Origin of the sequence: Mycobacterium sp. 1081908.1 (genome assembly GCF_001673535.1) — a bacterium.
In the GTDB taxonomy this organism is placed as follows: Bacteria; Actinomycetota; Actinomycetes; order Mycobacteriales; family Mycobacteriaceae; genus Mycobacterium.
The window spans coordinates 13,337-37,979 of sequence record NZ_LZLY01000032.1 but is presented as its reverse complement, the minus strand read 5'-3'; the positions used below and the strand labels follow the sequence as shown (position 1 = coordinate 37,979).

The 24,643-nt window shown below is 69.2% G+C and carries 31 protein-coding genes; 21 read left to right on the top strand and 10 right to left on the bottom strand.

Annotated elements, in window-relative coordinates:
- Positions 1–42: 42 nt before the first annotated feature.
- The 15 genes from A5655_RS05225 to rplO all read left to right on the top strand — a co-directional run bounded on the left by A5655_RS05225 (position 43) and on the right by rplO (position 9,013).
- Positions 43–954, top strand: coding sequence for a DUF4436 domain-containing protein (locus A5655_RS05225; protein WP_067006280.1), 912 nt, complete (start codon positions 43–45; stop codon positions 952–954).
- A 147-nt stretch (positions 955–1,101) separates the two neighbouring features.
- Complete coding sequence (locus A5655_RS05220; protein WP_067006277.1) at positions 1,102–2,016, top strand: DUF4436 domain-containing protein; 915 nt, start codon at positions 1,102–1,104, stop codon at positions 2,014–2,016.
- Between the two features lie 114 nt (positions 2,017–2,130).
- Positions 2,131–2,607 carry an RICIN domain-containing protein gene (locus tag A5655_RS05215; RefSeq protein WP_067006274.1) on the top strand — a complete coding sequence of 159 codons (477 nt, stop codon included), beginning with the start codon at positions 2,131–2,133 and terminating at the stop codon, positions 2,605–2,607.
- 61 nt (positions 2,608–2,668) lie between these two features.
- Positions 2,669–4,180 (top strand): HNH endonuclease signature motif containing protein, encoded by a 1,512-nt coding sequence (locus tag A5655_RS05210; protein ID WP_067006262.1) that lies wholly within the window; start codon positions 2,669–2,671, stop codon positions 4,178–4,180.
- A gap of 15 nt (positions 4,181–4,195) precedes the next feature.
- Positions 4,196–4,732, top strand: a complete 537-nt coding sequence (locus tag A5655_RS05205; RefSeq protein WP_067006271.1) for a DinB family protein — start codon at positions 4,196–4,198, stop codon at positions 4,730–4,732.
- A gap of 133 nt (positions 4,733–4,865) precedes the next feature.
- On the top strand, positions 4,866–5,234 hold the full coding sequence (rplN, locus tag A5655_RS05200; RefSeq protein WP_003403649.1) for a 50S ribosomal protein L14: 369 nt from the start codon (positions 4,866–4,868) through the stop codon (positions 5,232–5,234).
- Positions 5,235–5,552, top strand: a complete 318-nt coding sequence (gene rplX, locus A5655_RS05195) for a 50S ribosomal protein L24 (protein WP_066931540.1) — start codon at positions 5,235–5,237, stop codon at positions 5,550–5,552.
- Between the two features lies 1 nt (position 5,553).
- The gene (gene rplE, locus A5655_RS05190) at positions 5,554–6,117 is read left to right on the top strand and encodes a 50S ribosomal protein L5 (protein WP_067006259.1); all 564 of its coding nucleotides are present in this window, start codon (positions 5,554–5,556) and stop codon (positions 6,115–6,117) included.
- Positions 6,118–6,121: 4 nt separating this feature from the next.
- Positions 6,122–6,307 (top strand): type Z 30S ribosomal protein S14, encoded by a 186-nt coding sequence (locus tag A5655_RS05185; protein ID WP_011739072.1) that lies wholly within the window; start codon positions 6,122–6,124, stop codon positions 6,305–6,307.
- Positions 6,308–6,326: 19 nt separating this feature from the next.
- A complete protein-coding gene (gene rpsH, locus A5655_RS05180; protein ID WP_066931536.1) occupies positions 6,327–6,725 on the top strand; it encodes a 30S ribosomal protein S8 in 399 nt (132 codons plus the stop codon).
- 10 nt (positions 6,726–6,735) lie between these two features.
- Positions 6,736–7,275 (top strand): 50S ribosomal protein L6, encoded by a 540-nt coding sequence (gene rplF / locus A5655_RS05175; protein WP_067006256.1) that lies wholly within the window; start codon positions 6,736–6,738, stop codon positions 7,273–7,275.
- Between the two features lie 41 nt (positions 7,276–7,316).
- Entirely contained in the window at positions 7,317–7,685 is a 369-nt protein-coding gene (gene rplR, locus A5655_RS05170; protein ID WP_082978489.1) for a 50S ribosomal protein L18, read from the top strand.
- 22 nt (positions 7,686–7,707) lie between these two features.
- Positions 7,708–8,397 (top strand): 30S ribosomal protein S5, encoded by a 690-nt coding sequence (gene rpsE, locus A5655_RS05165; RefSeq protein ID WP_067006251.1) that lies wholly within the window; start codon positions 7,708–7,710, stop codon positions 8,395–8,397.
- Entirely contained in the window at positions 8,394–8,576 is a 183-nt protein-coding gene (gene rpmD / locus A5655_RS05160; RefSeq protein WP_067006248.1) for a 50S ribosomal protein L30, read from the top strand. Before rpsE ends, rpmD begins: the two co-directional genes overlap by 4 nt.
- Entirely contained in the window at positions 8,573–9,013 is a 441-nt protein-coding gene (gene rplO, locus A5655_RS05155; RefSeq protein WP_067006245.1) for a 50S ribosomal protein L15, read from the top strand. The genes rpmD and rplO overlap by 4 nt, the downstream gene beginning before the upstream one ends.
- Here the strand turns inward: rplO and A5655_RS05150 are convergent, their stop codons facing one another.
- On the bottom strand, positions 9,014–9,943 hold the full coding sequence (locus A5655_RS05150) for an LLM class flavin-dependent oxidoreductase (RefSeq protein WP_067006240.1): 930 nt from the start codon (positions 9,941–9,943) through the stop codon (positions 9,014–9,016).
- A gap of 38 nt (positions 9,944–9,981) precedes the next feature.
- Between A5655_RS05150 and sppA the strand changes: the two genes are divergently transcribed.
- Complete coding sequence (sppA, locus tag A5655_RS05145; protein ID WP_067006237.1) at positions 9,982–11,757, top strand: signal peptide peptidase SppA; 1,776 nt, start codon at positions 9,982–9,984, stop codon at positions 11,755–11,757.
- 39 nt (positions 11,758–11,796) lie between these two features.
- Here the strand turns inward: sppA and A5655_RS05140 are convergent, their stop codons facing one another.
- The 4 genes from A5655_RS05140 to A5655_RS05125 all read right to left on the bottom strand — a co-directional run bounded on the left by A5655_RS05140 (position 11,797) and on the right by A5655_RS05125 (position 15,583).
- Complete coding sequence (locus A5655_RS05140; protein WP_067006234.1) at positions 11,797–12,567, bottom strand: maleylpyruvate isomerase N-terminal domain-containing protein; 771 nt, start codon at positions 12,565–12,567, stop codon at positions 11,797–11,799.
- A gap of 239 nt (positions 12,568–12,806) precedes the next feature.
- Positions 12,807–13,721 carry a class I SAM-dependent methyltransferase gene (locus A5655_RS05135; protein WP_067006231.1) on the bottom strand — a complete coding sequence of 305 codons (915 nt, stop codon included), beginning with the start codon at positions 13,719–13,721 and terminating at the stop codon, positions 12,807–12,809.
- Positions 13,722–13,731: 10 nt separating this feature from the next.
- Positions 13,732–14,640 carry a class I SAM-dependent methyltransferase gene (locus tag A5655_RS05130; protein ID WP_067006227.1) on the bottom strand — a complete coding sequence of 303 codons (909 nt, stop codon included), beginning with the start codon at positions 14,638–14,640 and terminating at the stop codon, positions 13,732–13,734.
- Complete coding sequence (locus A5655_RS05125; RefSeq protein WP_067006224.1) at positions 14,633–15,583, bottom strand: class I SAM-dependent methyltransferase; 951 nt, start codon at positions 15,581–15,583, stop codon at positions 14,633–14,635. The genes A5655_RS05130 and A5655_RS05125 overlap by 8 nt, the downstream gene beginning before the upstream one ends.
- 97 nt (positions 15,584–15,680) lie before the next feature.
- On the opposite strand from A5655_RS05125, the gene A5655_RS05120 reads away from it, so the two are divergent.
- Together A5655_RS05120 and A5655_RS05115 are read left to right on the top strand one after the other, a co-directional pair.
- On the top strand, positions 15,681–16,457 hold the full coding sequence (locus A5655_RS05120; protein ID WP_067006211.1) for an SDR family oxidoreductase: 777 nt from the start codon (positions 15,681–15,683) through the stop codon (positions 16,455–16,457).
- Positions 16,454–17,668, top strand: a complete 1,215-nt coding sequence (locus A5655_RS05115; protein ID WP_067006209.1) for a zinc-binding dehydrogenase — start codon at positions 16,454–16,456, stop codon at positions 17,666–17,668. Before A5655_RS05120 ends, A5655_RS05115 begins: the two co-directional genes overlap by 4 nt.
- Here the strand turns inward: A5655_RS05115 and A5655_RS05110 are convergent.
- Positions 17,665–18,699, bottom strand: a complete 1,035-nt coding sequence (locus A5655_RS05110) for a dihydrodipicolinate reductase (protein ID WP_067006207.1) — start codon at positions 18,697–18,699, stop codon at positions 17,665–17,667. The two genes, A5655_RS05115 and A5655_RS05110, sit on opposite strands and share 4 nt — an antisense overlap.
- A 74-nt stretch (positions 18,700–18,773) precedes the next feature.
- Here A5655_RS05110 and A5655_RS05105 point away from each other — a divergent pair, with 74 nt between their 5' ends.
- Entirely contained in the window at positions 18,774–19,343 is a 570-nt protein-coding gene (locus A5655_RS05105) for a TetR/AcrR family transcriptional regulator (protein WP_067006206.1), read from the top strand.
- A complete protein-coding gene (locus A5655_RS05100; protein WP_067006204.1) occupies positions 19,340–20,572 on the top strand; it encodes a cytochrome P450 in 1,233 nt (410 codons plus the stop codon). The genes A5655_RS05105 and A5655_RS05100 overlap by 4 nt, the downstream gene beginning before the upstream one ends.
- Here A5655_RS05100 and A5655_RS05095 read toward each other — a convergent pair.
- Positions 20,569–21,207 (bottom strand): class I SAM-dependent methyltransferase, encoded by a 639-nt coding sequence (locus A5655_RS05095; RefSeq protein WP_369807173.1) that lies wholly within the window; start codon positions 21,205–21,207, stop codon positions 20,569–20,571. The two genes, A5655_RS05100 and A5655_RS05095, sit on opposite strands and share 4 nt — an antisense overlap.
- A gap of 74 nt (positions 21,208–21,281) precedes the next feature.
- Between A5655_RS05095 and A5655_RS05090 the strand changes: the two genes are divergently transcribed.
- Positions 21,282–22,148: an AraC family transcriptional regulator gene (locus A5655_RS05090; RefSeq protein WP_067006200.1), complete on the top strand. Its 867-nt coding sequence runs from the start codon at positions 21,282–21,284 to the stop codon at positions 22,146–22,148.
- On the opposite strand, the gene A5655_RS05085 is transcribed toward A5655_RS05090, so the two are convergent.
- The 3 genes from A5655_RS05085 to A5655_RS05075 are packed head-to-tail and all read right to left on the bottom strand — an operon-like array spanning position 22,121 to position 24,636.
- Complete coding sequence (locus A5655_RS05085) at positions 22,121–23,005, bottom strand: MBL fold metallo-hydrolase (RefSeq protein ID WP_067006198.1); 885 nt, start codon at positions 23,003–23,005, stop codon at positions 22,121–22,123. The genes A5655_RS05090 and A5655_RS05085 overlap by 28 nt on opposite strands.
- The gene (locus A5655_RS05080) at positions 23,006–23,659 is read right to left on the bottom strand and encodes an L-fuculose-phosphate aldolase (RefSeq protein WP_067006196.1); all 654 of its coding nucleotides are present in this window, start codon (positions 23,657–23,659) and stop codon (positions 23,006–23,008) included.
- A complete protein-coding gene (locus A5655_RS05075; protein ID WP_067006195.1) occupies positions 23,656–24,636 on the bottom strand; it encodes an NAD(P)-dependent oxidoreductase in 981 nt (326 codons plus the stop codon). Before A5655_RS05075 ends, A5655_RS05080 begins: the two co-directional genes overlap by 4 nt.
- Positions 24,637–24,643: the final 7 nt, after the last annotated feature.

Here is a 24,643-nt window from a genome sequence, read left to right as displayed (position 1 = left end):
ACGAACGCGGTGCTGGATCCGGCGGTCTGGGGCGTGGGCACGATCCCGGGTCAGCCGGCGCCGCCGCCGCGCAAACAACGGTCAAAGCCGCGCATCGCGATCGGCATCGCCATCCTTGTGGTTGTCATCTCGGCCTACGCCCTGTCGCTGTTCGGGGTCCACCAGTTGCAAGAGGCGGAGGCCCCGCTTCCCCCGCTGGACCTGAGCCAGGGCGGGGGCGACGCGACCATCGTGCAGCTGCGCCTCGAGGAGCTCAAGACCACCGCGAATCGCCTCACGGTGAACGTGCTTGTCTACCCGGGGATTTCGGCCTACGACAACCGCCTCGACGTGCTGGGCACCGACGTCGGCGTGCGCCTGTATCCGACGAGCGACCTGGGGGACCTGCACTACCCGAAAGGAAAGGCGCCGGCGCAGCTCAGCACGACCATCGAGGCGCACGGCGATCCCGGTAACTGGCCCTTCGATTCCTACAGCACCGAGCCGATCTCGGCCGACGCGTTCGTCGGCTCCGGCGACAACGTCAAGAAGGTGCCCGCCCGCGTCGAGGTGACCGGGGAGTTGGACGGGTGGGACGTCAGCGTCCACCGGGTTCACGACCCCGCCGCGCTCCCGACCCAGCGCGGGACCGACAACGGGAACGTGGTCGTCACCCTGAAGCGGGCCAAGGGGCCGCTGATCTTCGACCTCGGCATCTGCCTGGTGCTTATCAGCCTGCCCACCCTGGCGCTGTTGGTGGCCATCCCGATGGCGCTGGGCAGGCGTAAGTTCTTGCCGCCCTTCGCAACCTGGTACGCGGCGAACCTGTTCGCGATCGTCCCGTTGCGCAACATCCTTCCCGGCGCCCCACCGCCCGGTTCCTGGATCGACCAGGCCATCGTCCAGTGGGTGTTGATCGCGCTCGTGACGGCGATGAGCTTGTACATTTTTGCCTGGGTGCGGCAAGGGGACTGACGATCGGGCGCGCCGGCTAACGGCGTTGTGTTAAAGCTGGTGGCGCCCCATGTTAAGAACTCGTAGCGGGCTTCGCCTCAGGGTGCCAGCAAACAGCACCGTTGCTAATCTGCGTCCGTGTCGGTTCAACGGGACGTCGTCGTAGCGCTGCCGTCGAACGGGCACGGCGTTGCCCCCACGGCACCGGACGCGCCTGCGCGCAAGCCGCGACGACGCCACCTCGTCCTCGACATCTCGATCATCGTGGGCGTCGCCGTCGTCTACGTCCTGTCGCTGCTCGGGTATCACTGGCTGGCCACCGCGCCGGGCCCCCTTCCCGACCCGGAACTCAACACCGCCGACGGCACGGTGGTCTTGATGCGTTTCGAGCAGCTGCACACCGTGGCGAATCGCCTCGATGTGAAGGTCTTGGTGATGCCGGACGATTCGATGATCAACAAACGCCTCAACGTGTTGAACACCGACACCTCCGTGCGCATCTTTCCGCAGAACGACCTGGGGGACTTGCAGTACCCGGTGGGGAAATTGCCGGCGCAGGTCGCCACCACCATCGAGGCCCACGGTGATCCCAGCGACTGGCCGTTCGACTCGTACAAGACCGACACCATCCAGTCCGACGTCCTCGTCGGCTCGGGCGAAAACCGCGTATTAAAGCCCGGCCGCGTCGAAGTGACCGGAAAACTGGACGGCTGGGACATCGCGGCCACCCGGGTCGTGCGCAACCCGAGCGACCCCGATCGCCCCGACAACGTCGTCATCACGCTGCACAGGGCCAAGGGTCCGCTGGTGTTCGACCTCGGGATCTGCCTGGTCCTCATCACGCTGCCGACCCTCGCGCTGTTCGTGGCCATCCAAATGCTGACGGGGCGCAGGCAATTCCTGCCGCCGTTTTCCACCTGGTATGCGGCGATGCTGTTCGCCGTCGTCCCGCTGCGCAACATCCTGCCCGGGACCCCGCCCGCGGGTTCCTGGATCGACCAGGCCGTGGTGATCTGGGTGCTGATCGCGCTGGCGACGGCGCTGGTTCTGTACATCGCCGCCTGGTACCGGCATTCGAGCTGAGGTTCGCGCGACGAGCAACACGCCGACGCGACGGCCGTCATTTGCGGCGGACCGACGGGCGTCCGTGGTGGTATGGCTGCTGAGGTTGACGTGACCGAGAAGGCGGAGCCGACGATGCGTGAGTTGCGGTTGATGCGTGGTGTCGGCCAGGCCCTCGGCGTGGTCACCGCACTGCTGTGTGTCGCGGTGCTGTTCGCCGGCGCGGCGGACGCCGACGGCCCGGTCCAGTTGAGAAGCCGGCTAGGCGATTTTTGTCTGGACTCCCCGACGGGGATCTACTACGCCGCGGTGGTGATCAACCCCTGCAACGGTTCGGACTCCCAGCGCTGGTACCTCAATGGCCGGCAGCTGCAGAACGTGGCTTTCCCCGGAGGGTGCCTGATAAATCCGGCGGGCGACAGTGCGTTCGCGCACCTCGGCCCCTGCATCGGTATGTGGAACCAAAATTGGAATTTCGACCCCAATGGAACGGTCAAGACTGACCCGGGGTGGCTCTGCCTCGCCGTGCTCGGCGGACCGGGCCCCGGGACTTGGGTCTCAACCCGCTATTGCGACGGCGATCCGGGCCAGGCGTGGGATGTCGTTTCGTGACAAATTCCTGTCGCCGTTTGCGCTGAGGCTCTTGTCGTAGGCGGGTGGGATACTCGAACGTATGTTCGATGAAGGTGCTCGTGCCGCGGTGATCGGCCGGTTTGACGAGATGATCGAGCGGCGCTATCCGTCGAAGACGCCCGAGTCGGCGGTGATGGTGGATCGGATCTGTGCGGCGTCGCGGGCCGAGAACCGGGAGGCGGCCGCGCAGCTGATCGCCATCCATGAGTTGTTCAGGTATCGATTGTCCCGGTGCTCGGAGAGCGAGGACTGGGCCATCGACACCATGGAGGCCGTCACGGCCGAGGTCGCCGCGGCGTTGCGGATCGGCCAGGGCCTGGCGGCCAGCCGGCTGCGCTATGCGCGGGCGCTGGGCGAGCGCCTGCCGCAGGTGGGCGAGGTGTTTTTGGCCGGCGACCTCGACTTCCGCCTGTTTCAGACCATCGTGTTTCGCACCGACTTGATCGCCGATCCCGACATCTTGGCGGCGGTGGATGCCCAGTTGGCGGCCAACGTGGGGCGCTGGCCGTCGATGACGCGGGGCCGGCTGGCCGCCCAGGTGGACAGGATCGTCGCGCGTGCCGATGCCGATGCGGTGCGCCGGCGCAAGGAACGCCGGACCGATCGGAACGTCTGGATCGGCGAGGCCTTCGACGGGCTGGCCGAGTTGGGCGGCAGCCTGCTAGGTCCCGATGCCCACGCATTAGACCAGCGCTTAGACGCGCTGGCCGCCACGGTGTGCGTCCACGACCCGCGCACCCGCGAGCAGCGCCGCGCCGATGCCCTGGGGGCGCTGGCGGCCGGCGCGGATCGGCTCGGGTGCCGCTGCGCGCGCACCGACTGCGCGGCCGGGAAGCGCCCTGCGGCCAGCCCGGTGGTGATTCATGTGATCGCCGAGCAGGCCACCCTCGACGGCACCGGCAACACCCCGGGCTCCGAGCTGGGCGCCGACGGGCTCGTCACGCCCGAACTCCTGCAAGAGTTGGCGGCCTCGGCCAAACTGCGGCCGCTGGTCCACCCCGCCGGCGCGCCACCGGAGAACGGCTACGTGCCCTCGAACGCGCTGGCCGACTTTGTGCGGTGCCGGGACCTGACCTGCCGCGCCCCGGGGTGTGACCGGCCCGCGATCGGCTGCGACCTCGACCACACCGTCCCCTACGCCGAAGGCGGAGCGACCCACGCGTCGAACCTGAAATGTCTGTGCCGGCTTCATCATTTGCTCAAAACGTTCTGCGGCTGGCGCGACCAACAACTCGCCGATGGCACGGTGATCTGGCGGCTACCGGACGGGCACACCTACATCACGACCCCTGGCAGCGCCCTGCTCTTCCCCAGCTTGTGTGCGCCCACCGTCGACCTGTCGGTCCCCGATGCTCCCGACACCCGGCGCTGCGGGGAACGCACCGCGAAGATGCCCACACGTCGCCGCACCCGCGCCCACGAGCGGGCCGCCCGCATCGCCGCCGAACGCCACCACAACCGCCAAGCCCGACTGGCCCGAAAACCGTTGCGCCGAGACTACTTCGCCCTGCCGCCGCCCACCGAGGCCGACGACGAGCCCCCGCCGTTCTAGGTGCAGGATTTCCCCATGCCCGCGTCACTACCGCCGCTCGCCGCCGAGGATCACGTCTGCGACGCCTGTTCGGTCGCCTACCTGGAAACGCGGATCGACGACGCGGTCGCCGTCATCGCCGGGGTGCCGGGCGCGGTCGCAGGCGCGATCGGCGCGATCGCGCCCGAGGCCCGGCGGGTGCGGCCCGCCCCCGATGTGTGGTCGGTCGCGGAGTACCTCTGCCACCTGCGCGACGTCTACGTCAGCTTCACCATCCGGCTGCACCGCGTCCGCACGGAACACGAACCCGCCTTGGAGCCGATGTTCAACGACCTGCGCGCCCGCCGATTCCGGTACAACGACTGCGACATCGAGGCCACGCTCAACGAGCTGGCGGCCGGCACCGCCGGCTTCCGCGACGAGGTCAGGCGCACAGAAGACTGGGATCGGGTGGGCTCCCGGTTGCCGGGCGAACGGCGCACCGCGCGCTGGCTGGTCCGCCAGGCGATGCACGAAGGCGTCCATCACGTCGCCGACATCCGCAGATTTGGCTCTGAGCTGGTCGTCCCCTAGACTCTAGGGGTTGCCTTGGGCAGACCTCGGCCGGTGCGAATCGGCCCCGCGTGCCCTTCGGTGACAAAGACCGCGCACGTCAGGCTTTGGGTTCCTCCTGCCGTGCACACGTGAAACCAGGTCAGGAGATCGAGTGATTCAGCAGGAATCGCGGCTGAAGGTTGCCGACAACACCGGCGCCAAGGAGATCCTGTGCATCCGGGTGCTTGGCGGTTCGTCGCGACGCTACGCCGGCATCGGTGACGTCATCGTCGCCACGGTCAAGGACGCCATCCCCGGCGGCAACGTCAAGCGCGGGGATGTCGTCAAGGCCGTCGTGGTGCGCACGGTCAAGGAGCGCCGGCGTCCCGACGGCAGCTACATCAAGTTCGACGAGAACGCCGCGGTGATCATCAAGCCCGACAACGACCCCCGCGGGACGCGCATCTTCGGGCCGGTCGGGCGCGAACTGCGCGAGAAGCGATTCATGAAGATCATCTCGCTGGCCCCGGAGGTGCTGTAGATGAAGGTCCACAAGGGCGACACCGTCCTCGTCATCGCGGGCAAGGACAAGGGCGCCAAGGGCAAGGTGCTGCAGGCCTACCCGGAACGCAACCGCGTGCTGGTCGAGGGCGTCAACCGGATCAAGAAGCACACCGCGATTTCGACCAACCAGCGCGGCGCCCGGTCGGGCGGCATCGTCACGCAGGAAGCGCCGATCCACGTGTCCAACGTGATGGTGGTCGACTCGGACGGCAAGCCCACCCGAATCGGCTACCGGGTAGACGAGGAAACCGGCAAGCGCGTCCGCATCTCCAAGCGCAACGGCAAGGACATCTAGCATGACCACCGCAGAAAAGGTTCAGCCGCGCCTCAAAGAGCGCTACCGCAACGAGATCCGGGATGCGTTGCACAAGCAGTTCGGCTACGGCAACGTCATGCAGATCCCGACCATCACCAAGGTCGTCGTCAACATGGGCGTCGGCGAGGCGGCTCGCGACGCCAAGCTGATCAACGGTGCGGTCAACGACCTGGCGCTGATCACCGGTCAGAAGCCGGAGATCCGCAAGGCACGAAAGTCCATCGCGCAGTTCAAGTTGCGCGAGGGCATGCCGATCGGCGTGCGGGTGACGCTGCGCGGGGACCGCATGTGGGAATTCCTCGATCGGCTCACGTCGATCGCGCTGCCGCGTATCCGTGACTTCCGCGGGCTTTCGCCCAAGCAGTTCGACGGGGTCGGCAACTACACGTTCGGACTGGCCGAGCAGTCGGTGTTCCACGAGATCGACGTGGACAAGATCGACCGGGTCCGCGGCATGGACATCAACGTCGTCACCTCGGCGACGACCGACGACGAAGGACGAGCGCTGTTGCGGGCCCTCGGCTTTCCGTTCAAGGAGAACTGACTAGATGGCTAAGAAGGCACTGGTTAACAAGGCCGCGCGCAAGCCGAAGTTCGCGGTGCGCGGCTACACCCGCTGCAGCAAGTGCGGACGTCCGCGCGCGGTGTTCCGCAAGTTCGGGCTATGCAGGATCTGCCTGCGAGAGATGGCGCACGCGGGTGAGCTGCCCGGCGTGCAGAAGAGCAGCTGGTGACGGGACATAGGACTGAACTATGACGATGACGGACCCGATCGCAGACTTCCTGACGCGTCTGCGCAACGCCAATTCGGCGTATCACGACGAGGTGACGTTGCCGCACTCCAAGATCAAGGCCAACATCGCCCAGATCCTCAAGAACGAGGGCTACATCAACGACTTCCGGACCGAAGACGCTCGGGTCGGCAAGTCGCTGGTCGTCCAGCTCAAGTACGGGCCGAGCCGGGAGCGCAGCATCGCGGGTCTGCGCCGCGTGTCGAAGCCGGGGTTGCGGGTGTACGCGAAATCCACCAACCTGCCGCGGGTGCTCGGCGGACTGGGCGTGGCGATCATCTCGACCTCGTCGGGTCTGCTCACCGACCGTCAGGCGGCCAGACAGGGCGTGGGCGGCGAAGTCCTCGCGTACGTGTGGTGAGGGGTTAGACATGTCGCGAATTGGTAAGCAGCCGGTTCCGGTGCCCACCGGAGTCGACGTAACGATCGACGGCCAGAACGTCTCGGTGAAGGGCCCCAAGGGCACCCTGAATCTGACGGTGGCCGAACCGATCACGGTGCAGCGCAACGATGACGGCGCGATCGTGGTCACCCGCCCGAACGACGAGCGGCGCAACCGCTCGCTGCACGGGTTGTCGCGCACCCTGGTGTCCAACTTGGTCACCGGCGTGACGGAGGGCTACACCGTCAAGATGGAGATCTTCGGGGTCGGCTACCGCGTGCAGCTCAAGGGCTCCAACCTCGAGTTCGCGCTGGGCTACAGCCACCCCGTGGTGATCGAGGCGCCCGAGGGCATCACGTTCGCGGTCCAGTCACCGACGAAGTTCACGGTCACCGGGATCGACAAGCAAAAGGTCGGTCAGATCTCGGCGAACATCCGCCGCCTGCGCCGTCCCGACCCGTACAAGGGCAAGGGCGTGCGCTACGAGGGCGAGCAGATCCGCCGCAAGGTCGGAAAGACAGGTAAGTAGTCATGGCGCAAACAAAGACCGCCGCCGCCTCCGGAAAGCCGGTGGGGCAGAACGTATCCGCGACCAGGCGGGTGTCCCGGCTGCGCCGGCACGCGCGGCTGCGCAAGAAGCTGGCGGGCACCCCGCAGCGCCCGCGGCTGGTGGTGAACCGCTCAGCGCGGCACATCCACGTCCAACTGGTCAACGACGAGAACGGCACCACGCTGGCCGCGGCGTCGTCGATCGAGGCCGACGTGCGCGGCTTGGACGGCGACAAGAAGGCGCGCAGCGTGCGGGTGGGTCAGCTGATCGCCGAGCGCGCCAAGGCCGCCGGCATCGACACCGTGGTCTTCGACCGCGGCGGGTACACCTACGGCGGACGGATCGCGGCGCTGGCGGATGCCGCGCGCGAGAACGGATTGAGTTTCTGATGACAACTGGAAGGACCGCATAATGGCGGAACAGTCGGCCGGCGGGCAGGGCGGCCCAGACAGCCGCGACAGCCGCGACTCGCGCGGAGACGGCCGCGGCCGGCGCGACGGTGGTGGCCGCGGCGGTCGCGACCGCGACGGGGACAAGAGCAACTACCTGGAGCGGGTCGTCGCCATCAACCGCGTCTCCAAGGTGGTCAAGGGTGGACGGCGATTCAGCTTCACCGCCCTGGTCATCGTCGGTGACGGCAATGGCATGGTCGGCGTCGGCTACGGCAAGGCCAAGGAGGTGCCGGCCGCGATCGCCAAGGGCGTGGAGGAGGCGCGCAAGGGCTTCTTCCGGGTGCCGTTGATCGGCGGCACCATCACGCACCCGGTGCAGGGTGAGGCGGCCGCGGGCGTCGTGCTGCTGCGTCCGGCCAGCCCCGGTACCGGCGTCATCGCCGGCGGCGCGGCCCGCGCCGTGCTGGAATGCGCTGGGGTGCACGACATTCTGGCCAAGTCGTTGGGCAGCGACAACGCGATCAACGTGGTGCACGCGACCGTGGCCGCGCTCAAGCTCCTGCAGCGTCCCGAGGAGGTGGCCGCTCGCCGCGGACTGCCGATCGAGGACGTCGCCCCGGCCGGAATGTTGAAGGCGCGCCGGGAAAGCGACGCACTGGCCAGTGCGGCGGCGGCGCGTGAGGCTCAGATTTCGGGAGCGCAGCCATGAGTCAGCTCAAGATCACCCAGGTGCGCAGCACCATCGGTGCTCGCTGGAAGCAGCGCGAGAGCCTGCGGACCCTGGGCCTGCGGCGGATCCGCCATTCGGTGGTCCGTGAGGACAACGCACAGACCCGCGGCCTGATCGCGGTGGTGCGCCACCTGGTGCAGGTGGAGGAGGCCAAGTGACCATCAAATTGCACGACCTGAAACCCGCGCCTGGGTCGAAGAAAGCGCGCACCCGGGTCGGTCGCGGTGAGGGCTCCAAGGGCAAGTCGGCCGGGCGGGGCACCAAGGGCACCAAGGCCCGCAAGAACGTGCCGGCCACCTTCGAGGGTGGCCAGATGCCGATCCACATGCGGCTGCCCAAGCTCAAGGGATTCCGGAATCGGTTCCGCACCGAGTACGAGATCGTCAACGTCGGCGACATCAACCGGCTGTTCCCGCAGGGCGGTTCCGTCGGCGTGGACGAGCTGGTGGCCAAGGGCGCGGTGCGCCGCAACTCGCTGGTCAAGGTCCTCGGCGACGGCAAGCTGACCGTCAAGGTCGACCTGTCCGCGCACAAGTTCAGCGGCAGCGCGCGCGAGAAGATCACCGCGGCGGGCGGCTCGGTCACCGAGCTGTAGTCAGCTCAGCTGCGGAATGACCTCCGCGGCAAGGCGTTCCATCTGTTCGCGGTTCTCGCCGACGTCGGAGCCGACCGGGTTGAGTAGCAGGTACTCGGCCCCGGCGTCGATCACCTCGCGCAGCCCGCGCGCCACGTCGTCGGGCGTGCCAGACACCGGAACGTTTTCGCCGCCGGGAATGGAATCGCCGTAGATGCGGTGGAGCCCTTCGATGACGCGTTCGCGGGCTTTTGCAGCGTCGTCGTCGACCGTCAGGTAGACCCGCTTGCCAATGGTGAAGTGCGCGGGGTCTTTCCGCTGTTCGGCGAGTTCGCGGCGGACCACGGCGACGGCCCCGGCGAACGCCTCGGTGGTCGACGAACCCGCGCCCAGGAACGAATCGCCGTGGCGCACCGCCCGGGCCAGCGCCTTGGGGGCCAGGCCGCCGAACCAGATCGGCGGATGCGGCCGCTGCACCGGCTTGGGCGCGATCGGCAGGCCGTCGACCTCGCGGAACCGGCCGTGAAACGTCACGCGGGGCTCGTCGGACCAGGCCGCCTTCATCAGCTCCAGGCCTTCAGTGAAATACGAGATGTACGTTGCTTTTTCGACCCCGAAGGCGTCGAACCGGCGAAAGCCGCCGCCGGCCCCGACGCCGACGTCGAGCCGGCCGTGGCTGAGCCGGTCGACGGCGGTGACCGACGACGCCAGCTGCAGCGGGTCGTGCAGGGACGTCACCAGGACGGCGACCCCGAGGCGCAGCCGCTCGGTGCAGGCGGCGCAATACGCCAGCAGCTCCAGCGGCGCCAGCAGCGGCGCCTCGCCGATGATCTGCTCGAGCACCCAGCCGCCCTCGAAGCCGAGCTCCTCGGCCCGGGCGAGGTAGGCGCGCAGTCCCGGCGCGTCGAAGCCGTCGTAGTCGAATTGGGGGATGGCGATGGAAAACCTCACCCGACCACCGTACGGCGGCCGATCGGTAGGCTTCGAATATGTTCGGTTTCCTGCCTTCCGTCCCCGGTATCGACGACGTGCGCGCCCTGGCCGGCCGGGTCGACACGGCCCGCCACCACGGCGTGCCCAACGGCTGCGTCCTCGAGTTCGACCTGCGCTCGGCGCCGCCGGAGACCACCGGCTTCGACCCGGTGGCGATCATCACCGGGGGCAGCCGACCGATGTCGCTGCGCGACACCGTCGCGGCGATCCACCGGGCGGCCGAGGACCCGCGGGTCGCCGGGCTCATCGCGCGCGTGCAGCTCGCGGCGGCGCCGCCGGCCGCGGTCCAGGAACTGCGGGAGGCGATCGCGGCTTTCAGCGCCGTCAAGCCGTCGCTGGCGTGGGCCGAGACCTACCCGGGCACGCTGTCCTACTACCTGGCTTCGGCGTTCACCGAGGTGTGGATGCAGCCGTCGGGAAGCGTCGGCCTGATCGGATTCGCGAGCAACGCCATGTTCCTGCGCGACGCGCTCGACAAGGCGGGCATCGAAGCCCAGATCATCGCGACGGGCGAATACAAGTCGGCGGCAAACCTTTTGACCGAGGGCGGCTTCACCGAGGCCCACCGCGAGGCCGTCACGCGGATGCTTGAGAGCCTGCAGGAACAGGTGTGGCGGGCGGTCGGGGAGTCGCGCAAGGTGGAGCCGGACGCGCTCGACGAGCTGGCCGACCGGGGCCCGCTGCTGCGCGACGACGCGGTGGCCTCGGGCCTGGTCGACCGGATCGGATTCCGCGACGAAGCCTACGCGCGGATCGCGGAACTGGTTGGGGTGCAGGATGTTTCGGACGAACACGCGCCGCCCCGGCTCTACCTGGCGCGCTATGCCGGCGCGGCCCGGTCACGGCTGAGCCCGCCCGTGCCGTCGGTCCCGGGCCGCCGGCCCAAGCCGACGTTGGCCGTGGTCACCGTCGACGGCACGATCGTCACCGGGCGCGGCGGCCCGCAGTTCCTGCCGCTGGGCACGTCGACCGCAGGCGCCGACACCATCGCGGCGGCGCTGCGCGAGGCCGCCGCCGACGATTCGGTGTCCGCGATCGTGCTGCGGGTGGACAGCCCGGGGGGTTCGGTCATCGCGTCGGAGACCATCTGGCGCGAGGTGGCGCGGGCGCGCGAGCGCGGCAAGCCGGTGGTGGCGTCGATGGGCGCGGTCGCCGCGTCCGGCGGCTACTACGTCGCGATGGGCGCCGACGCGATCGTGGCCAGTCCGGGCACGATCACCGGCTCGATCGGCGTGATCACCGGCAAGCTGGTGGTGCGTGATCTGAAGGTTCGCCTGGGCGTCGCCTCGGACACGGTGCGCACCAACGCGAATGCGGACGCCTGGTCGGCCGACGCGCCGTTCACGCCCGAACAGCGCCGGCATCGCGAGGCCGAGGCCGAGCTGCTCTACAACGACTTCGTGGAACGGGTCGCCGCGGGCCGCAACTTGAGTGCGGAAGAGGTGGAACTCGTTGCGCGGGGCCGGGTCTGGACCGGCGCCGACGCCGTCGAACGCGGCCTGGTCGACGAGCTCGGCGGCTTCCGGGCCGCGGTGCGCCGGGCCAAGGCCCTCGCCGGCCTGGACGAGGACGCCGAGGTGCGCGTCGTCAGCTATCCCGGATCGTCGCTGCTGGACCTGGTGCGGCCGCGGGCCTCGTCGCAGCCGGCGGCCGCGTCGCTGCCGGATGCGCTGGGCGCGCTGCTGGGCCGATCGATCGCCGGGATTCTGGACAACGTCGAGCAGACGCTGGGCGGTGCAAGCGCGCTGTGGTCGGGGAACTCGCGCCTTTAAGCCAGCCTGCCGCTGTGCCCCACGAATCGTGGGGGCGCTTCAGTAACCGGAGAGCAGGCGCCGCAGGCGCAGCACATCGTTATTGCTACCGCAGCCTTGCAGCCGGGTCGACGGTGTCGCGGGTGAACGTCCCCACAGCAGTAACAGACGCGCAGCTTGATCGCCGCTGATGGTCGCTTCGTCCGCCGGGTCGACAAGATCCATCGTGGGCACGGAGTCGGTGACATCGATGCGGAGATCGGGCAGACCGTCGGTGCGCACCCGGGCCGACAAACCTGACAGCTCAGCCCCGTACTTGTCTATGCCGCGTGCGCACAAGGGTTTGGCGCCGATGTTCGTTACGGCGTGTTTGAAAAGATCAAACTGCTGGAGCAGTCTCATGCTGACGTCGTCCTCGCCGTACATGTCCCACCGGTGGATCGCGCATTCGCTGCGCAGGTGGGAAAGGAACGCGTCGACGCGCATCCACCGGCCGGTCCACCACAGCGTGGCGTCCGGTTCTTCGTCTATAACGGCGCGGATCTCCTGACGCATCCGATCCTCTTCGCGATCCACCGTGCGCAGCAGTTCGGCCGGGCTGAGCTCCCTGAACGGCGCCTCGCGCTCTTCGAAACCGCGTGTCGATTTCAGCGGTGCACCCGCGGAGTACGCCTGAACATGGCGGGTCACTTCCTCGTAGATCCCTGCAAGATGGGCGCCGATGTCATGCACGTTCCATTCCGGACAGGCGGTCAACGCATGCGGCGACAGCTCTTGCAGCGCCGTCAGGAACTCTTCGGCTTCCACCGGCCGGGCGGTTGATTTCGTCATGCCCCCGACGCTAGGTGCGAAATGCCTCGGGGGCATTAGAACATTGGTCGGCGACCAGAGGACCGGTCCGGCCTTGTTGCTTGTCGATCGTCGATGAAATGTCCCGTGGCCAGCGAGTTCTCACCGTCCCGCCACCCGGCTCAGCAAGCCTGGGCCTGGGTGACCGCTGACCACGATGTCGTAATTGCGCTAGCCCCGGGCGTGTCGTCACCGGGAGTGCTGGTGGACGCCGCCTACGTCTAGGCCGTCAGCCGGCCGCTGATGAAGATGATTTCGCCCAGCGGGTCGTCCTGCTCCGGGGGCGGCACCTCGATGTCGTTGCGCCGGAACAGTTCCGTTCGCGTCACGCCGTCGGCGTCCCACCCCTTGGACCGCAGGTAGTCGACGACGTGGTTGCGCTCACCGGTGTAGACCAGCGACGCCATGTCGATGTCGACGCCGTGCTCCCGGAACACGCCGGACATGTCCTGCACCCGGCTGGCGTCGAAATCGATGATGCCGGGCACGAATTCGGTGGCGACGGTGCTGCCGGGCGCGCTGAGCGCGGTGATGTTGTCGAACAACCGGTCCTGCGCCTCGGGCGGCAGGTAGATCAGCAGCCCCTCGGCCAGCCACGCGGTGGGTGACGTAGTGTCCAGCCCGGCCTCCCGCAGCGCGGCCGGCCAGTCTTGCCGCAGATCGACGGCGACGGTGCGCCGGGTGGCGGTGGGTTCGGCGCCGATACCCGCGAGCGTGGTCGTCTTGAACTCGATCACCTGCGGCTGGTCGATTTCGTAGACCACCGTGCCGTCCGGCCACGGTAACCGGTAGGCGCGCGAGTCCAGGCCGGACGCCAGGATGACCGCCTGGCGCACCCCGGAGCCGACGGCGTCGATGAAGTAGTCGTCGAAGTACTTGGTGCGCACCGCCATTCCGTCGGCCATCGCCTGCATGCGCGCCGGCGAGGCGTTCTCGAACGCGTCGAGGTCGAGCTCGCCGTCGAGCATCTTGGTGAACAGGTCCACCCCGACCGCGCGCACCAGGGGTTCGGCGAACGGGTCGTTGATCAGTCCGCGGGGGTCCCTGGTCGCCATGGCGCGGCCGGCCGCGACCATCGTCGCGGTCACGCCCACGCTGGAGGCCAGGTCCCAATTGTCGTCATGAGCGCGTGGCATAGGCGAAACCCTACTTGAGGGTCGCGGCCACGTAGCTCAGGTCACCGAAGGCGGCCGCCATCGCGTCCTCGGGGAACTCAAACCCGTTGCTGGCGTACAATTCCCGGGCGGGATAGGCCGTCACCCGCCAGCCGTGGGTTTCCAGGTAGTCGACGACGACGTTGCGCTCGCCCCGGTAGAACAGGTCGGCCGCGTTGAGGTTGAAACCGAAGCGCTGCCAGCGCTCGGAGATGCGCTGCAACCGCTCGTCGGTGAACGCGTTCGGGTCGGGGACGTGTTCGGTGGCCAGCCGGCTGCCCGGCGCGGACAGCGCCGTGATGTGGTCGAACAGCCGGTCCTGGGCCTCGGGCGGCAGGTAGGGCAGCAGGCCCTCGGCGCTCCACGCCGTCGGCGCCGTGACGTCGAATCCGCCCTGCCGCAAGGCGGCCGGCCAGTCGTCGCGCAGGTCGATCGCGATCGGGCGGTGCTCGGCGGTGGGGGCGGCGCCGAGACCGGCCAGCGTGCCGGTCTTGAACGCAATGACCTGGGGCTGGTCGATCTCGTAGACCACGGTGCCGGCCGGCCACGGCAGCCGGTAGGCCCGGGTGTCCAGGCCGGAGGCCAGGATCACCGCCTGCCGCACGCCGTCGGCGGCGGCGCCGGTGAAGAAATCGTCGAAGAACCTGGTGCGCACCGTGATCTGTTCGCGCCGGGTCTTCCGGTTGAACAGCGCGTCGTCCTCGAAATCGACCTCGCCGTCGATGATGCGGATGAACGGGTCCAGCCCGACGGCGCGGACCAGGGGATCGGCGAACGGGTCGTCGAGCAGCGGATCGGGCCCCTGCGACGCCACCGCGCGGGACGCCGCGACCATGGTGGCCGTCGCGCCCACGCTGGACGCCGGTCCCCAGCTGTCGCCTTCGGTGCGGCCCTCACTCATGGGTGCCGCTCACGTAGAGCACGTCGCCCATGCGGGTGTCGTCGCCCTCAAGGGGCGGAAGACCGTTGGCCGCGAACAGGTCTCGGATGCTGACACCTTCCAGCGACCAACCGTGGTCCCTCAGGTAGGAAGCCGCCTCGTTGCGCTCCCCGAAGTAGACCAGGCCCGCCATGTCCAGCTCGAAACCGTGCGCGCGCCAGCGTTCGGAGATGCGCTGCATGCGTTCCTTCATCTTCTCCTCGTCGCCGGGCTCGCGGTTGGGCGCGCTCTCGGTCGCCACCCGGCTGCCCGGCGCGCTGAGTTCGGTGATGGTGTCCAGCAGGCGGTCCTGCGCCTCCGGGGGCAGGTAGCCGAGCAGGCCTTCGGCGCTCCACGCGGTCGGCCGGGTTGGGTCGAATCCGGCGGCGCGCAGGGCGGCGGGCCAGTCGTCGCGCAGGTCGACGGCCACCACCCGCCGATAGGCGGTCGGGGCGGCGCCGAGCTCGGCCAGCGTGCGGGACTTGAACTCGATGACCTGCGGCTGGTCGACCTCGTACACCACGGTCCCGGCGGGCCAGTCCAGCCGGTACGCGCGGGAATCCAGCCCCGACGCCAGGATCACCACCTGCTTGACGCCGGCTTGCGTCGCGCCCAGGAAGAACTCGTCGAAGAACTTCGTGCGCACCGCCATGTTGTCGGCCATCCGCGACATCGCCCCGGCGGACCCCTCGGCAGCGTCGCCGTCGTGCACGTCGTTCAGCTCGCTCGGATTCAGCTCGCCGGTCGCCAGCCGGGTGAGCAGGTCCACGCCGACGGCCCGGACCAGCGGCTCGGCGAACGGGTCGTCGATCAGCGGACGATCGGCGCGGCTCGCCACGGCGCGGGCGGCGGCGACCATCGTCGCGGTCACCCCCACGCTGGATGCCAGGTCCCAGGTGTCGCCCTCATACCTGGTGGAACTCATGTACTGCCCCTGTTCGGAAGTAGTTAATCTAATATTTAGCCGATATAACAAGCTGCTACCACTGTACGCTTCCCGCGATTCGCGGCAACCTTGACGGATGACGTACGCCGCCGCGGGAAAACGGGTGCTGATCACGGGTGCCTCGTCGGGTCTGGGGGCGGCCCTGGCCCGGCGGCTGGCCGGGCGAGAGGCGGTGGTGGGGCTGATCGCCCGCCGGCGGGATCGCCTGGCCGAGGTGCTGGCCGACTGCCGGCGGACCTCGCCGGGATCGGCGATGTGGGTGGCCGACCTGGCGGACACCGCCGCGCTGCACGGGCTGGCTTTAGAGGCGTGGGACGCGCTCGGCGGCGTCGACGTGCTGATCAACAACGCCGCGATCCCAAAACGGCGCCACGTCGCGGCCCTGGAGCCCGACGAGGTCGAGGAGGTCATGCGGATCAACTTCTTCGCCCCGATGCGGCTGACGCTGGCCCTGCTGCCCCGGATGCTGGCGCGCGGGTCCGGCCTGATCGTCAACGTGTCCAGCGTCGGCGGCCGGCTTGGCATCATCCACGAAACCGCCTACTGCGCAAGCAAATTCGCGCTGTGCGGCTGGAGCGAGGCGATGGCCGTCGACCTGCACGGCAGCGGGGTCGCCGTGAAGCTGATCGAGCCGGGCCCCGTCGACACCGAGATCTGGGACCACCCGGGCAGCGAGGAGCCCCTCTATCAGGGCCCCAAGGTGCCCGCCGACGAGGTGGCCGATGGCATCATCGGGGCGCTGGCCGCCGACACGTTCGAGCACTACGTCCCGGACATGAAGGCGGTCGTGGACGCCAAGAACGCCGACCTCGACGCGTTCATCGCCGGTGTCGCGGGGATGGCGCCGCGATGAGGGCGCTCGTGTACGGCGTTCCGCCGGAGCCGTCGCCGGGACCCGACGACGCATTGACCCACAGCCCGGTCGCACTGCAGGAAGTCGCGGATCCGCGACTGCTGCACGAGGATTGGGTTATCACCCGGCCGCGGCTGACCGGCATCTGTGGGTCGGATTCCAAGCAGATCCTGATGGACTTCGGTGAGGCCGACGCCGACAACGCCATGTCCGCGTTCTGCTCCTTCCCGCAAGTCATGGGGCACGAGGTGGTCGCCGACGTGGTGGCGCTGGGGCCCAGGGCGCGCGGGCTCGAGGTCGGCCAGCGCGTGGTGCTCAACCCGTGGCTGTCCTGCGGGCCGCGCGGCATCGAACCGCCCTGTCCCGCTTGTGAAATCGGCGACTACAGCCTGTGCTGGAGCTTCACCGACGGCGACATCAAGCCCGGCATCCACACCGGGGTGTCTGCCGACGTGACGGGCGGCTACGCGGAACTGATGCCCGCCCACGACAGCATGCTGTTTCCCGTTCCGGACTCCGTGCCCGACGAGCTGGCGGTGTTCGCCGACCCGTTTTCGGTGTCCCTGCACGCGATCACCCGGCATCCGCCGCCGGAATCGGGCCGGGCGCTGGTGTACGGCGCGGGCTCCCTCGGGTTGTGCGCGGTCGCGATCCTGCGGGCGCTCTATCCCGGAGCGGCCGTCGCGGTGGTGGCGCGCTTCGCGGCCCAAAAGGAACTGGCCCGCCGGTTCGGCGCCGACCTGGTGCTGGACCACGAACCGCGCCTGGCCGTCATCGAGGAACTGGCCGCGTGGGGCGGCGGCCGGCTGCGCCGGCCGCTGCTGGGCCTGCCGATGGCGTACCCGGGGGCGCTCGACGTCGTCTACGACACGGTCGGCAAGCCGGAGACCTTCGAGGTCGGGGTCCGGGTGCTGCGGTCAAGGGGAACGCTGGTGAAGGCCGGTGTGCACGCGCCCGGCCGCTGGGAGTGGAGTCCCTTGTATTTCAAGGAGATCAGCTGGGTGGGGTCGAACGCCTTCGGTTTCGAGGAGGTCGAGGGCGAGCGCAAGCACGCCATCGCCCATTACCTGGACCTGGCCGCCGCCGGCCGGGTGGACCTGCGGCCCATGCTGACGCACACCTTCGGCCTCGAGCGGTGGCGCGAGGCCTTCCTGGCGCTCGCCGACCAGGCCGACAGCGGCGCGGTCAAGGTCGCCTTCGACCAGCGCTAGACCAGGGCGCCGGGGGATCCGATGACGGGCAGATCGATCGGCGTGATGACGCCCGGTTCTGCGCCGCACAGGAACGGGATGGCGTTGACCGCCGCGACGGCGGTGCTGTCCATCAACACGGTCATCACGTCCTCGCCGGGTTTGCCGAACCGGATGGTCGCGTCGACGTGCGGTTCGCCGTCGATCACCACGCTGAAACCCTTGGGGTCGGGCCATTTCGGCTCGAGCGCGTCGTCGCTCATGGTCCAGCAGATGGCCAGTTCGATCACCGCTCGGCCGCCGCGATAGCCGCGATAGGTGCGGCGCTGGCCCCCGGCGGTGCCGGCGGCGTAGTCCACCCAGCCCAGGTTCAGGTCCCGGGTCAGCACGGCCGGCTCGACGAACGCCTCCTTGGCGTCGAGTTCGGTGCCCAGCATGGTGGCGATCATGTCCAGCGTCTCGAAGTAGCCGAGGCCGTAGCGTTGCTTCTCCGGGTCGAGGTGCGTCACCGGCTCACGGGGCGGCTTGCCGAATCCCAGCACCTTCCACACGTCCGGCACGGGATAGGTTGTGCAGTCCAGTGTTTCGACGAGCTTGACGCTGCGCACCCGTGGGCAGGCGCCGGTGAGGAAGCCGGCGACGACGTTGATGAAGCCCGGCTCGAATCCCGTGCCCAGAAACGTCGCCCCGCCCTGTCGCGCCGCCTCCCGCAGCGCCGGGAGCTCGACCGGGTGATGGGTGCCGGTCAGGAAGTCGCCCGTGGTGACGACGTTGATGCCGCGGCGCAGCATCGCCTCCACCAGTTCGTAGTCGATGGCACGGGGCATGTAGTTCACGCAGTCCGGCGCGAGGTCGAGCAACGCGTCGACGTCGCTCGTCGCGGTGACTCCCGTCTTAGGCCGGTCCGCGAGCGGGCCGGCGTCGCGCCCCACCTTGTCCGCGCCCAGGGCGTGGACGCCCACCACCTCGAAATCGTCGCGGTCCAGCAGGATGCCGAGCGCGCGCTTGCCGATGTTGCCGGTTGACCACTGGACCACGCGGTAGGGCGCCATGCTTGACGAGCGTAGGCGAACATTGTTCTAATCTGAATACCGTTCGAAATCGAACAGTGTTCGAAGGGGGGAGTATGGCGGTGTCCAATGCGCCGGTGCTGCGCTACGGGGCCTTGGACCGGGCGCACCTGACGAAGCACTTGTTGAGGCTGGCCACACGGGTGGGCGTCGGCCGCGTCACGATGCGCGAGCTGGCCGCGGAGGCGGGCACGTCGGCGTCGTCGGTGTACTACCACGTCCGCGACAAGCGGGAACTGCTCGATCTGCTGATCGAATCGGTGCTTGCCCAGATCGAGGTTCCGCGGGAGGGCGACTGGGAAACACGCCTGCAAGCGCTCTACACGGGCGCCTGGAAGGTGCTGGTCGGCGTGCCCGGCATCGCGGCGCTGCTGCAGGAGCATCCGCACACCGCCGCGGCGACCGAGTTGGACCGCGCCTCCCGCGCGATCCTGCGCGAATCCGGCCTGGGTGCCCAGCACTTCGACGCGGCCCACGCCGCGCTGTACATCCACCTGCTGGGTTCCGTGCAGCTTCAGCACACCTACGGCGCCGACGGTCCGAGCGACAAGGCGTTCGGGTACGGGTTGCGGCTGATCCTGGCCGGCCTGCGCAACGAGCTCGAGCAGGTTCGGGGCGGATCGTGACGGAGACGGCGGTCGATCTCGCCGAGCCGGCGATTTGGGCCACGCGATTTCCCGACGACCTGTTCGCCGAATTGCGCGCCCGCACGCCGGTGTTTCACCAGCAACTCACCCCGGACGTGAGATCGACTGTGGGGCGCGAGTTTTGGGTGTGCACCAGGCACACCGAGGTGGCGCGAGTCCACCGCGATCACGAGGCGTTCACGGCGACCGGGGGACCGCTGATCCAGGACGTGCCAATGTTCGACGCCTACCCGGCGATCGTGAGCATGGACCCGCCCGATCACACGATTCGCCGCAAGGTGATCGCCCGCGCATTCACGCCGCGCGCGGTGGCCAAGCTGGAGGACGGCATCCGGGATCGGGCCAAGGCGATGGCCGCCGCCCTCCTGGAATCCGGTGGTGGCGAGTTCGTCGATCTGGCTGCAGGACTGCCGATCTCGGTGATCGGCGACATCGTCGGCATTCCGGACGCCGACCGCCCGCACGTGTTCGGCCTGATCGACCGCGTGTTGAAGACCGCCGGCGCGCAGCTGGCGCTTCCCGATGGCGATGACCTGTTGCCCTTCATGGAGCTGTTCGAGTACGCCAGTGCGCTGACCGCCCACAAGCGTGAGCATCCGGTGGACGACATCTGGAGCGCGCTGTGCACCGCGGAGATCACCGGAGAGTCGGGGGAGAGCTTCTTGCTGCCCCCCAACGAACTCGAGATCTTCTTCTTCATCCTCGGGCTGGCCGGCGCCGACACGACTCGAAACGCGTTGTGCGACGGCATAAGCGCGTTCGCGGCCAATCCGGATCAGATCGCGGCCTATCGATCCGACCCGGACGCGCGGCGCACGGCGGTCGAGGAGGTGATCCGCTATTCCACGCCGATCATGTTCTGGGTGCGCGGAGCGACCAGGGATGTGACGCTCCGGGACGTGCCGATCCCCGCGGGTGCGCGCGTGGTGACGATGTTGCGTTCGGCCAATCGCGACGAAGACGTCTTCTCAGATCCATACCGGTTCGACATTCGCCGCGATCCCAACCCACACCAATCCTTCGGCGGTGGCGGCGCCCACCACTGTTTGGGTGCGATGCTGGCGCGGGCGGAAGTCCGGGCCGCCCTCGACGAGATCTTGCTGAACACCCGGGCGATCGAAGTCGGCGAGCCGCGGATGACGCTTCCCGACCTGTGCAACAACATGACCGTCTACGAGTCACTTCCGGTCGGCCTCGATCGGGCCTAGGCGGGCCGGGTCGCGCGATAGTAGGTGAGCCGTCCGACCACGCGCTGCCGATGCGTGGCGACCTCGGCGCAGTCGAACCCGGCACCGTGCAGCAGGCGCGGGATCGCGTCGCCGAGGTTGCCGGCGGCGTGATGGTTGCGCCGGATGAGCCGCGCCGCCAGGCCGCCGTCGCCGTCCACCTCGCCGCCGATGTCGACCAGGTGCAGGCTGCCGCCGGGGCGCAGGACGCGCAAGATCTCGGCCGCCGCGGCGGGTTTCGCGTCGTCGTTGATGTGGTGCAGCATCATCGACGACAGCACGCGGTCGAATTCGCCGTCGGCGTAGGGCAGCCGCTCGGCGTAGCCCTGTTCGAAGCGGACCGCGCCGGTTTTTCGCCGCGCCCGGTCGAGCGCCCGCGGATCGGGGTCGCAGCCGACGGCCTCCAGCTGGGGGTGGTCGCGTTTCGCGCGAATGATGAGATTGCCGGTGCCGCAGCCGATTTCCAGGACGCGACGGGAGTCGGAGAGTTCGGCCTGAGCGATCAGGGTCTGGTGGACCTTCTTCATGCCCAACAAGCGGCTGAACAGGTCGTAGCAGGGCAGCAGCGCGTCGTGGCCGGCGGCGGGCAGGTAGTCATGTGGATGATGTTTGGTCACGTGATCCATGGTGAACCGCTGGGCGGACCGAGAATTGGGTGATTATCGGTGAAAATTGGACTATTTTTGGCGGTATGACTCAGCCCGCTCGGTTGGTTCGGCAGCGCGCGGGCGTGCCGATCTACGAGTACCGCAGCGATCCCGAGACGCCCCCGGTATCGGTGGTGCGCGCGCGCCCGGACGACTTCGTCGAGCGCGGCCGCCACATTCACGACTTTCCCGCGCTCTGGTACCTGCCCGCGGCCGGACTGGTTTACGTGGCGGCGGCCGGCCGGGTGCTCGACCCTGGGCGCCTCGATCTCCACGAGGCCGGCGTGGCGGTGTTCTTCGACCCGGCCGCGCTGGGGGAGGACGCGCGGTCGCCCTGGCCGGCGTGGCGGGCGCACCCGCTGCTGTTCCCGTTCCTGCACGGACAGGTCGGCGGCATCCTGCGCCTGGACGTGCCCGGGGCGCGGCGGGACGCGTGGGATGCCGCGATCGGTTCGATCGAAGCGGAACTGTGCGCGCGGCAGGACGGTTACCGGCAGGCCACGCTGGCGCACCTGACGCTGTTGTTGATCGACCTCGCGCGCCTGGCCGGGCCGGTGGTGGCCGAGCTGCGCCGCAGTGGCGAACCGCTGCTGGCCGAGGTTTTCGAGGTCATCGACCGCCGGCACGCCGGGCCGTTGTCCCTGCGCGACGTCGCCGGCGATCTCGGCATGACCCCGGGCCACCTGACCACCGTGGTGCGGCGCCGCACCGGGCGCACGGTCGGGGAGTGGATCACCGACCGCCGGATGGCCGCGGCGCGCGCGCTGCTGGCCGAAACGGGCCTACCGGTCGCCGAGGTGGCCAGGCGGGTCGGGATGCCCGATCCCGGCTATTTCAGCCGGCAGTTCGCCCGCGCGCACGGCGCCCCGCCCCGCGAGTGGCGTCAGAGGGATTCGATGTCCAGCCACTGATCGACGTCGAATCGGTCGTCGACGGCGCGGATGGTGGCGCCGCCGTGACCCGGATAGTGCGCGGGTATCACGACGGCCCTCGCGCGGACGGCCTCGGTGAATATCCGGTGGCGGGTCACCGCGGCGGCCGGCGCGTCCACGTCGAAGGCGCAGGCGTCGGCGGGCCGGCGCAGTTGCAGGGGGCTGTGGGTGAGATCGCCGACGAAGACCGCCGGCCGGCCCGCGTCGAGCCAGAGCACGGAGGATCCCGGCGTGTGCCCGGGCGCGGGCCGCAGCCGCAGCGACGGGCTGATCTGGTAGTCGTCCGACCACGGGACGAGCTGGCCCGCCTCGTCGATCGGCGCGACGCTGTCCGCGAACAGGAGCCGGTCGCCGGGCCGTCGGCCCGCGGGCCCGTCGGGTGAGAAGTGGCGGTAGTCGGCGGCCGGCACCACGTAGCGGGCGTTGGGGAAGGTGGGCACCCAGGTGTCGTCCTCGCGCATCGTGTTCCAGCCGACGTGATCGGAGTGGATGTGGGTGTTGACCACGACGTCGACGGCGGCGCGGTCGATGCCCGCCGCCTGCAGCGCCGCCAGGAACCCGGTGTTGAGGTGGTCCAGGGGTGGCATGTGCGGCCGCTCGCGATCGTTGCCGACACCGGTGTCCACCACGACGGTCAGCCCGTCGACCTCGATCACCCAGCTCTGGACGGCGGCGTGCCACTGGTCGGTGTCGGGGTCGAAGAAGTCCGGCACCAGCAGGTCGGCGTTGTCGCGCCACCCCGACGGAGGCGTTTGCGGAAAAGAGCCGGCTCCCAGCTCTAATCGCAGCTCCAGGACGCGGGCCACGCTGGCGTGACCGAACCGGAGCCGGCGCATCTAGGCGTTGGCGCGCAGGTAGCCGTACACGCCGGCGAAGTTGCGGTTCACCTCGTCGGGGATGGGCACCGGACCGCCGAGAGCCCGTGCACCCCAAACGATTTGGGCGGTCCGCTCGACCAGGGCGGTGATGTGCAGGACCTTGTCGGGGCGCGGGCCCACGGCCACCAGGCCGTGGTTGGCGATCAACGCGGCGCCCCGGCCCTCGAGCGCCTTGACCGCGTTGGCGCCGACCTCGGGCGTGCCGGACGCGGCGTAGTCGGCGCAGCGGACCTCGCCGCCGCAGTAGACGGCGAACTCGTCGATGCAGGCCGGAATCGGTTGGTGCGCAATGGCGAACATGGTCGCCCACACCGGGTGGCTGTGGATGACGCTGCCGATGTCGTCGAACGCCTGGTAGCACGCCAGGTGCAGCTTCGCCTCCGACGACGGGAACCGGCCCTCGGCGGCGTGCAGCACCTCGCCCTGCGGGTCGATCAGAACCAGGTCGTCCAGCTGCATGTCGCGGTAGTCGACCGACGACGGCGTGACGACGATGTTGCCGTCGGGGCGGCGCGCCGAGATGTTGCCGGCGGTCCCCTCGACCAGGCCCCGGCGCAGCATGTCCTTGGCCGCGTTCAGGACGGCGTCTTCGGCGTTCGCGACGGATTTCATGGGCCCAGCACCTCCGGGTTGACGATATGGGTGGGCGTCTTGCCGCTCAGCAGCGCTTCCAGGTCGTCGGCCACCATCTGCGCCTGCCGGGCCTCAGTGTTCCACGTCGCCCCGCCGATGTGGGGCGTCAGCACGACATTGGGCATGGAGGTCAACGGATGCTCGGCCGGCAGCCATTCGCCGACGAAGTGGTCCAGGCCGGCGGCGGCCACCTTGCCCGAGCGCAGCGCGTCGACGAGCGCGTCGGTGTCGTGCAGCTGCGCCCGGGCGGTGTTGAGGAACACCACGCCGTCGCGCATGGCCGCGAACTGCCCCGCGCCGATCATGCCGGCGGTGCCGTCGGTGACGGGCGCGTGCAGGGACACCACGTCGGCCTCGGCGAGCAGTTCGTCCAGGCCGTGCCGGGCCTCGTCGTTGTACGGGTCGTGGGCGATCACCCGCATGCCCAGCCCGGCCAGCCGCCACTGGGTGGCGCGGCCGACCGCGCCCAGGCCCACCAGCCCGGCGGTGCGCCCGGCGATCTCCCAGCCGCGGAACCGCTGATAGGGAATGGTGCCGTCGCGAAAGATGTTGCCGCCGCGGACATCCGCGTCGGCGGTCAGCAGGTGCCGCGTCGCGGCCAGCAGCAGGGCCACGGCCATCTCGGCGACCGCGTCGGCGTTGCGGGCCGGGGTGTTCAGCACCGGGATGCCGGCCGCGGTGGCCCCGTCGATGTCGACGTTGTTCGGGTCTCCCCGGGTCGACGCCACGGCGACAAGGCCCTGCTCGAACACCGGGCCGCGGACCGAGTCGCCCTCCACCACAACGACATCGGCGGATTCGGCCGCGATCCGCTCGGCCAGTTGCTCGGGGGTGTAGATCCGCAGCGGCGTCTGCTCGATCCAGGGGTCGTACACCACGTCGGCCAGCTGCCGGAGCTTGTCGAAGCCCGGCCCCCGCAGCGGCGCGGTCACCAGGGCGCGCGGTCGTGATGTCACAGACGCC

Coding starts and splice junctions, on each gene's coding strand:
- A5655_RS05215 (WP_067006274.1), top strand. CDS start 2,131: ATGCGTGAGTTGCGGTTGATGCGTGGTGTCGGCCAGGCCCTCGGCGTG.
- A5655_RS05210 (WP_067006262.1), top strand. CDS start 2,669: ATGTTCGATGAAGGTGCTCGTGCCGCGGTGATCGGCCGGTTTGACGAG.
- A5655_RS05205 (WP_067006271.1), top strand. CDS start 4,196: ATGCCCGCGTCACTACCGCCGCTCGCCGCCGAGGATCACGTCTGCGAC.
- rplX (WP_066931540.1), top strand. CDS start 5,235: ATGAAGGTCCACAAGGGCGACACCGTCCTCGTCATCGCGGGCAAGGAC.
- rplE (WP_067006259.1), top strand. CDS start 5,554: ATGACCACCGCAGAAAAGGTTCAGCCGCGCCTCAAAGAGCGCTACCGC.
- A5655_RS05185 (WP_011739072.1), top strand. CDS start 6,122: ATGGCTAAGAAGGCACTGGTTAACAAGGCCGCGCGCAAGCCGAAGTTC.
- rpsH (WP_066931536.1), top strand. CDS start 6,327: ATGACGATGACGGACCCGATCGCAGACTTCCTGACGCGTCTGCGCAAC.
- rplF (WP_067006256.1), top strand. CDS start 6,736: ATGTCGCGAATTGGTAAGCAGCCGGTTCCGGTGCCCACCGGAGTCGAC.
- rpsE (WP_067006251.1), top strand. CDS start 7,708: ATGGCGGAACAGTCGGCCGGCGGGCAGGGCGGCCCAGACAGCCGCGAC.
- rpmD (WP_067006248.1), top strand. CDS start 8,394: ATGAGTCAGCTCAAGATCACCCAGGTGCGCAGCACCATCGGTGCTCGC.
- sppA (WP_067006237.1), top strand. CDS start 9,982: ATGTTCGGTTTCCTGCCTTCCGTCCCCGGTATCGACGACGTGCGCGCC.
- A5655_RS05140 (WP_067006234.1), bottom strand. CDS start 12,567: ATGACGAAATCAACCGCCCGGCCGGTGGAAGCCGAAGAGTTCCTGACG.
- A5655_RS05135 (WP_067006231.1), bottom strand. CDS start 13,721: ATGCCACGCGCTCATGACGACAATTGGGACCTGGCCTCCAGCGTGGGC.
- A5655_RS05130 (WP_067006227.1), bottom strand. CDS start 14,640: ATGAGTGAGGGCCGCACCGAAGGCGACAGCTGGGGACCGGCGTCCAGC.
- A5655_RS05125 (WP_067006224.1), bottom strand. CDS start 15,583: ATGAGTTCCACCAGGTATGAGGGCGACACCTGGGACCTGGCATCCAGC.
- A5655_RS05120 (WP_067006211.1), top strand. CDS start 15,681: ATGACGTACGCCGCCGCGGGAAAACGGGTGCTGATCACGGGTGCCTCG.
- A5655_RS05115 (WP_067006209.1), top strand. CDS start 16,454: ATGAGGGCGCTCGTGTACGGCGTTCCGCCGGAGCCGTCGCCGGGACCC.
- A5655_RS05110 (WP_067006207.1), bottom strand. CDS start 18,699: ATGGCGCCCTACCGCGTGGTCCAGTGGTCAACCGGCAACATCGGCAAG.
- A5655_RS05105 (WP_067006206.1), top strand. CDS start 18,774: ATGGCGGTGTCCAATGCGCCGGTGCTGCGCTACGGGGCCTTGGACCGG.
- A5655_RS05090 (WP_067006200.1), top strand. CDS start 21,282: ATGACTCAGCCCGCTCGGTTGGTTCGGCAGCGCGCGGGCGTGCCGATC.
- A5655_RS05085 (WP_067006198.1), bottom strand. CDS start 23,005: ATGCGCCGGCTCCGGTTCGGTCACGCCAGCGTGGCCCGCGTCCTGGAG.
- A5655_RS05080 (WP_067006196.1), bottom strand. CDS start 23,659: ATGAAATCCGTCGCGAACGCCGAAGACGCCGTCCTGAACGCGGCCAAG.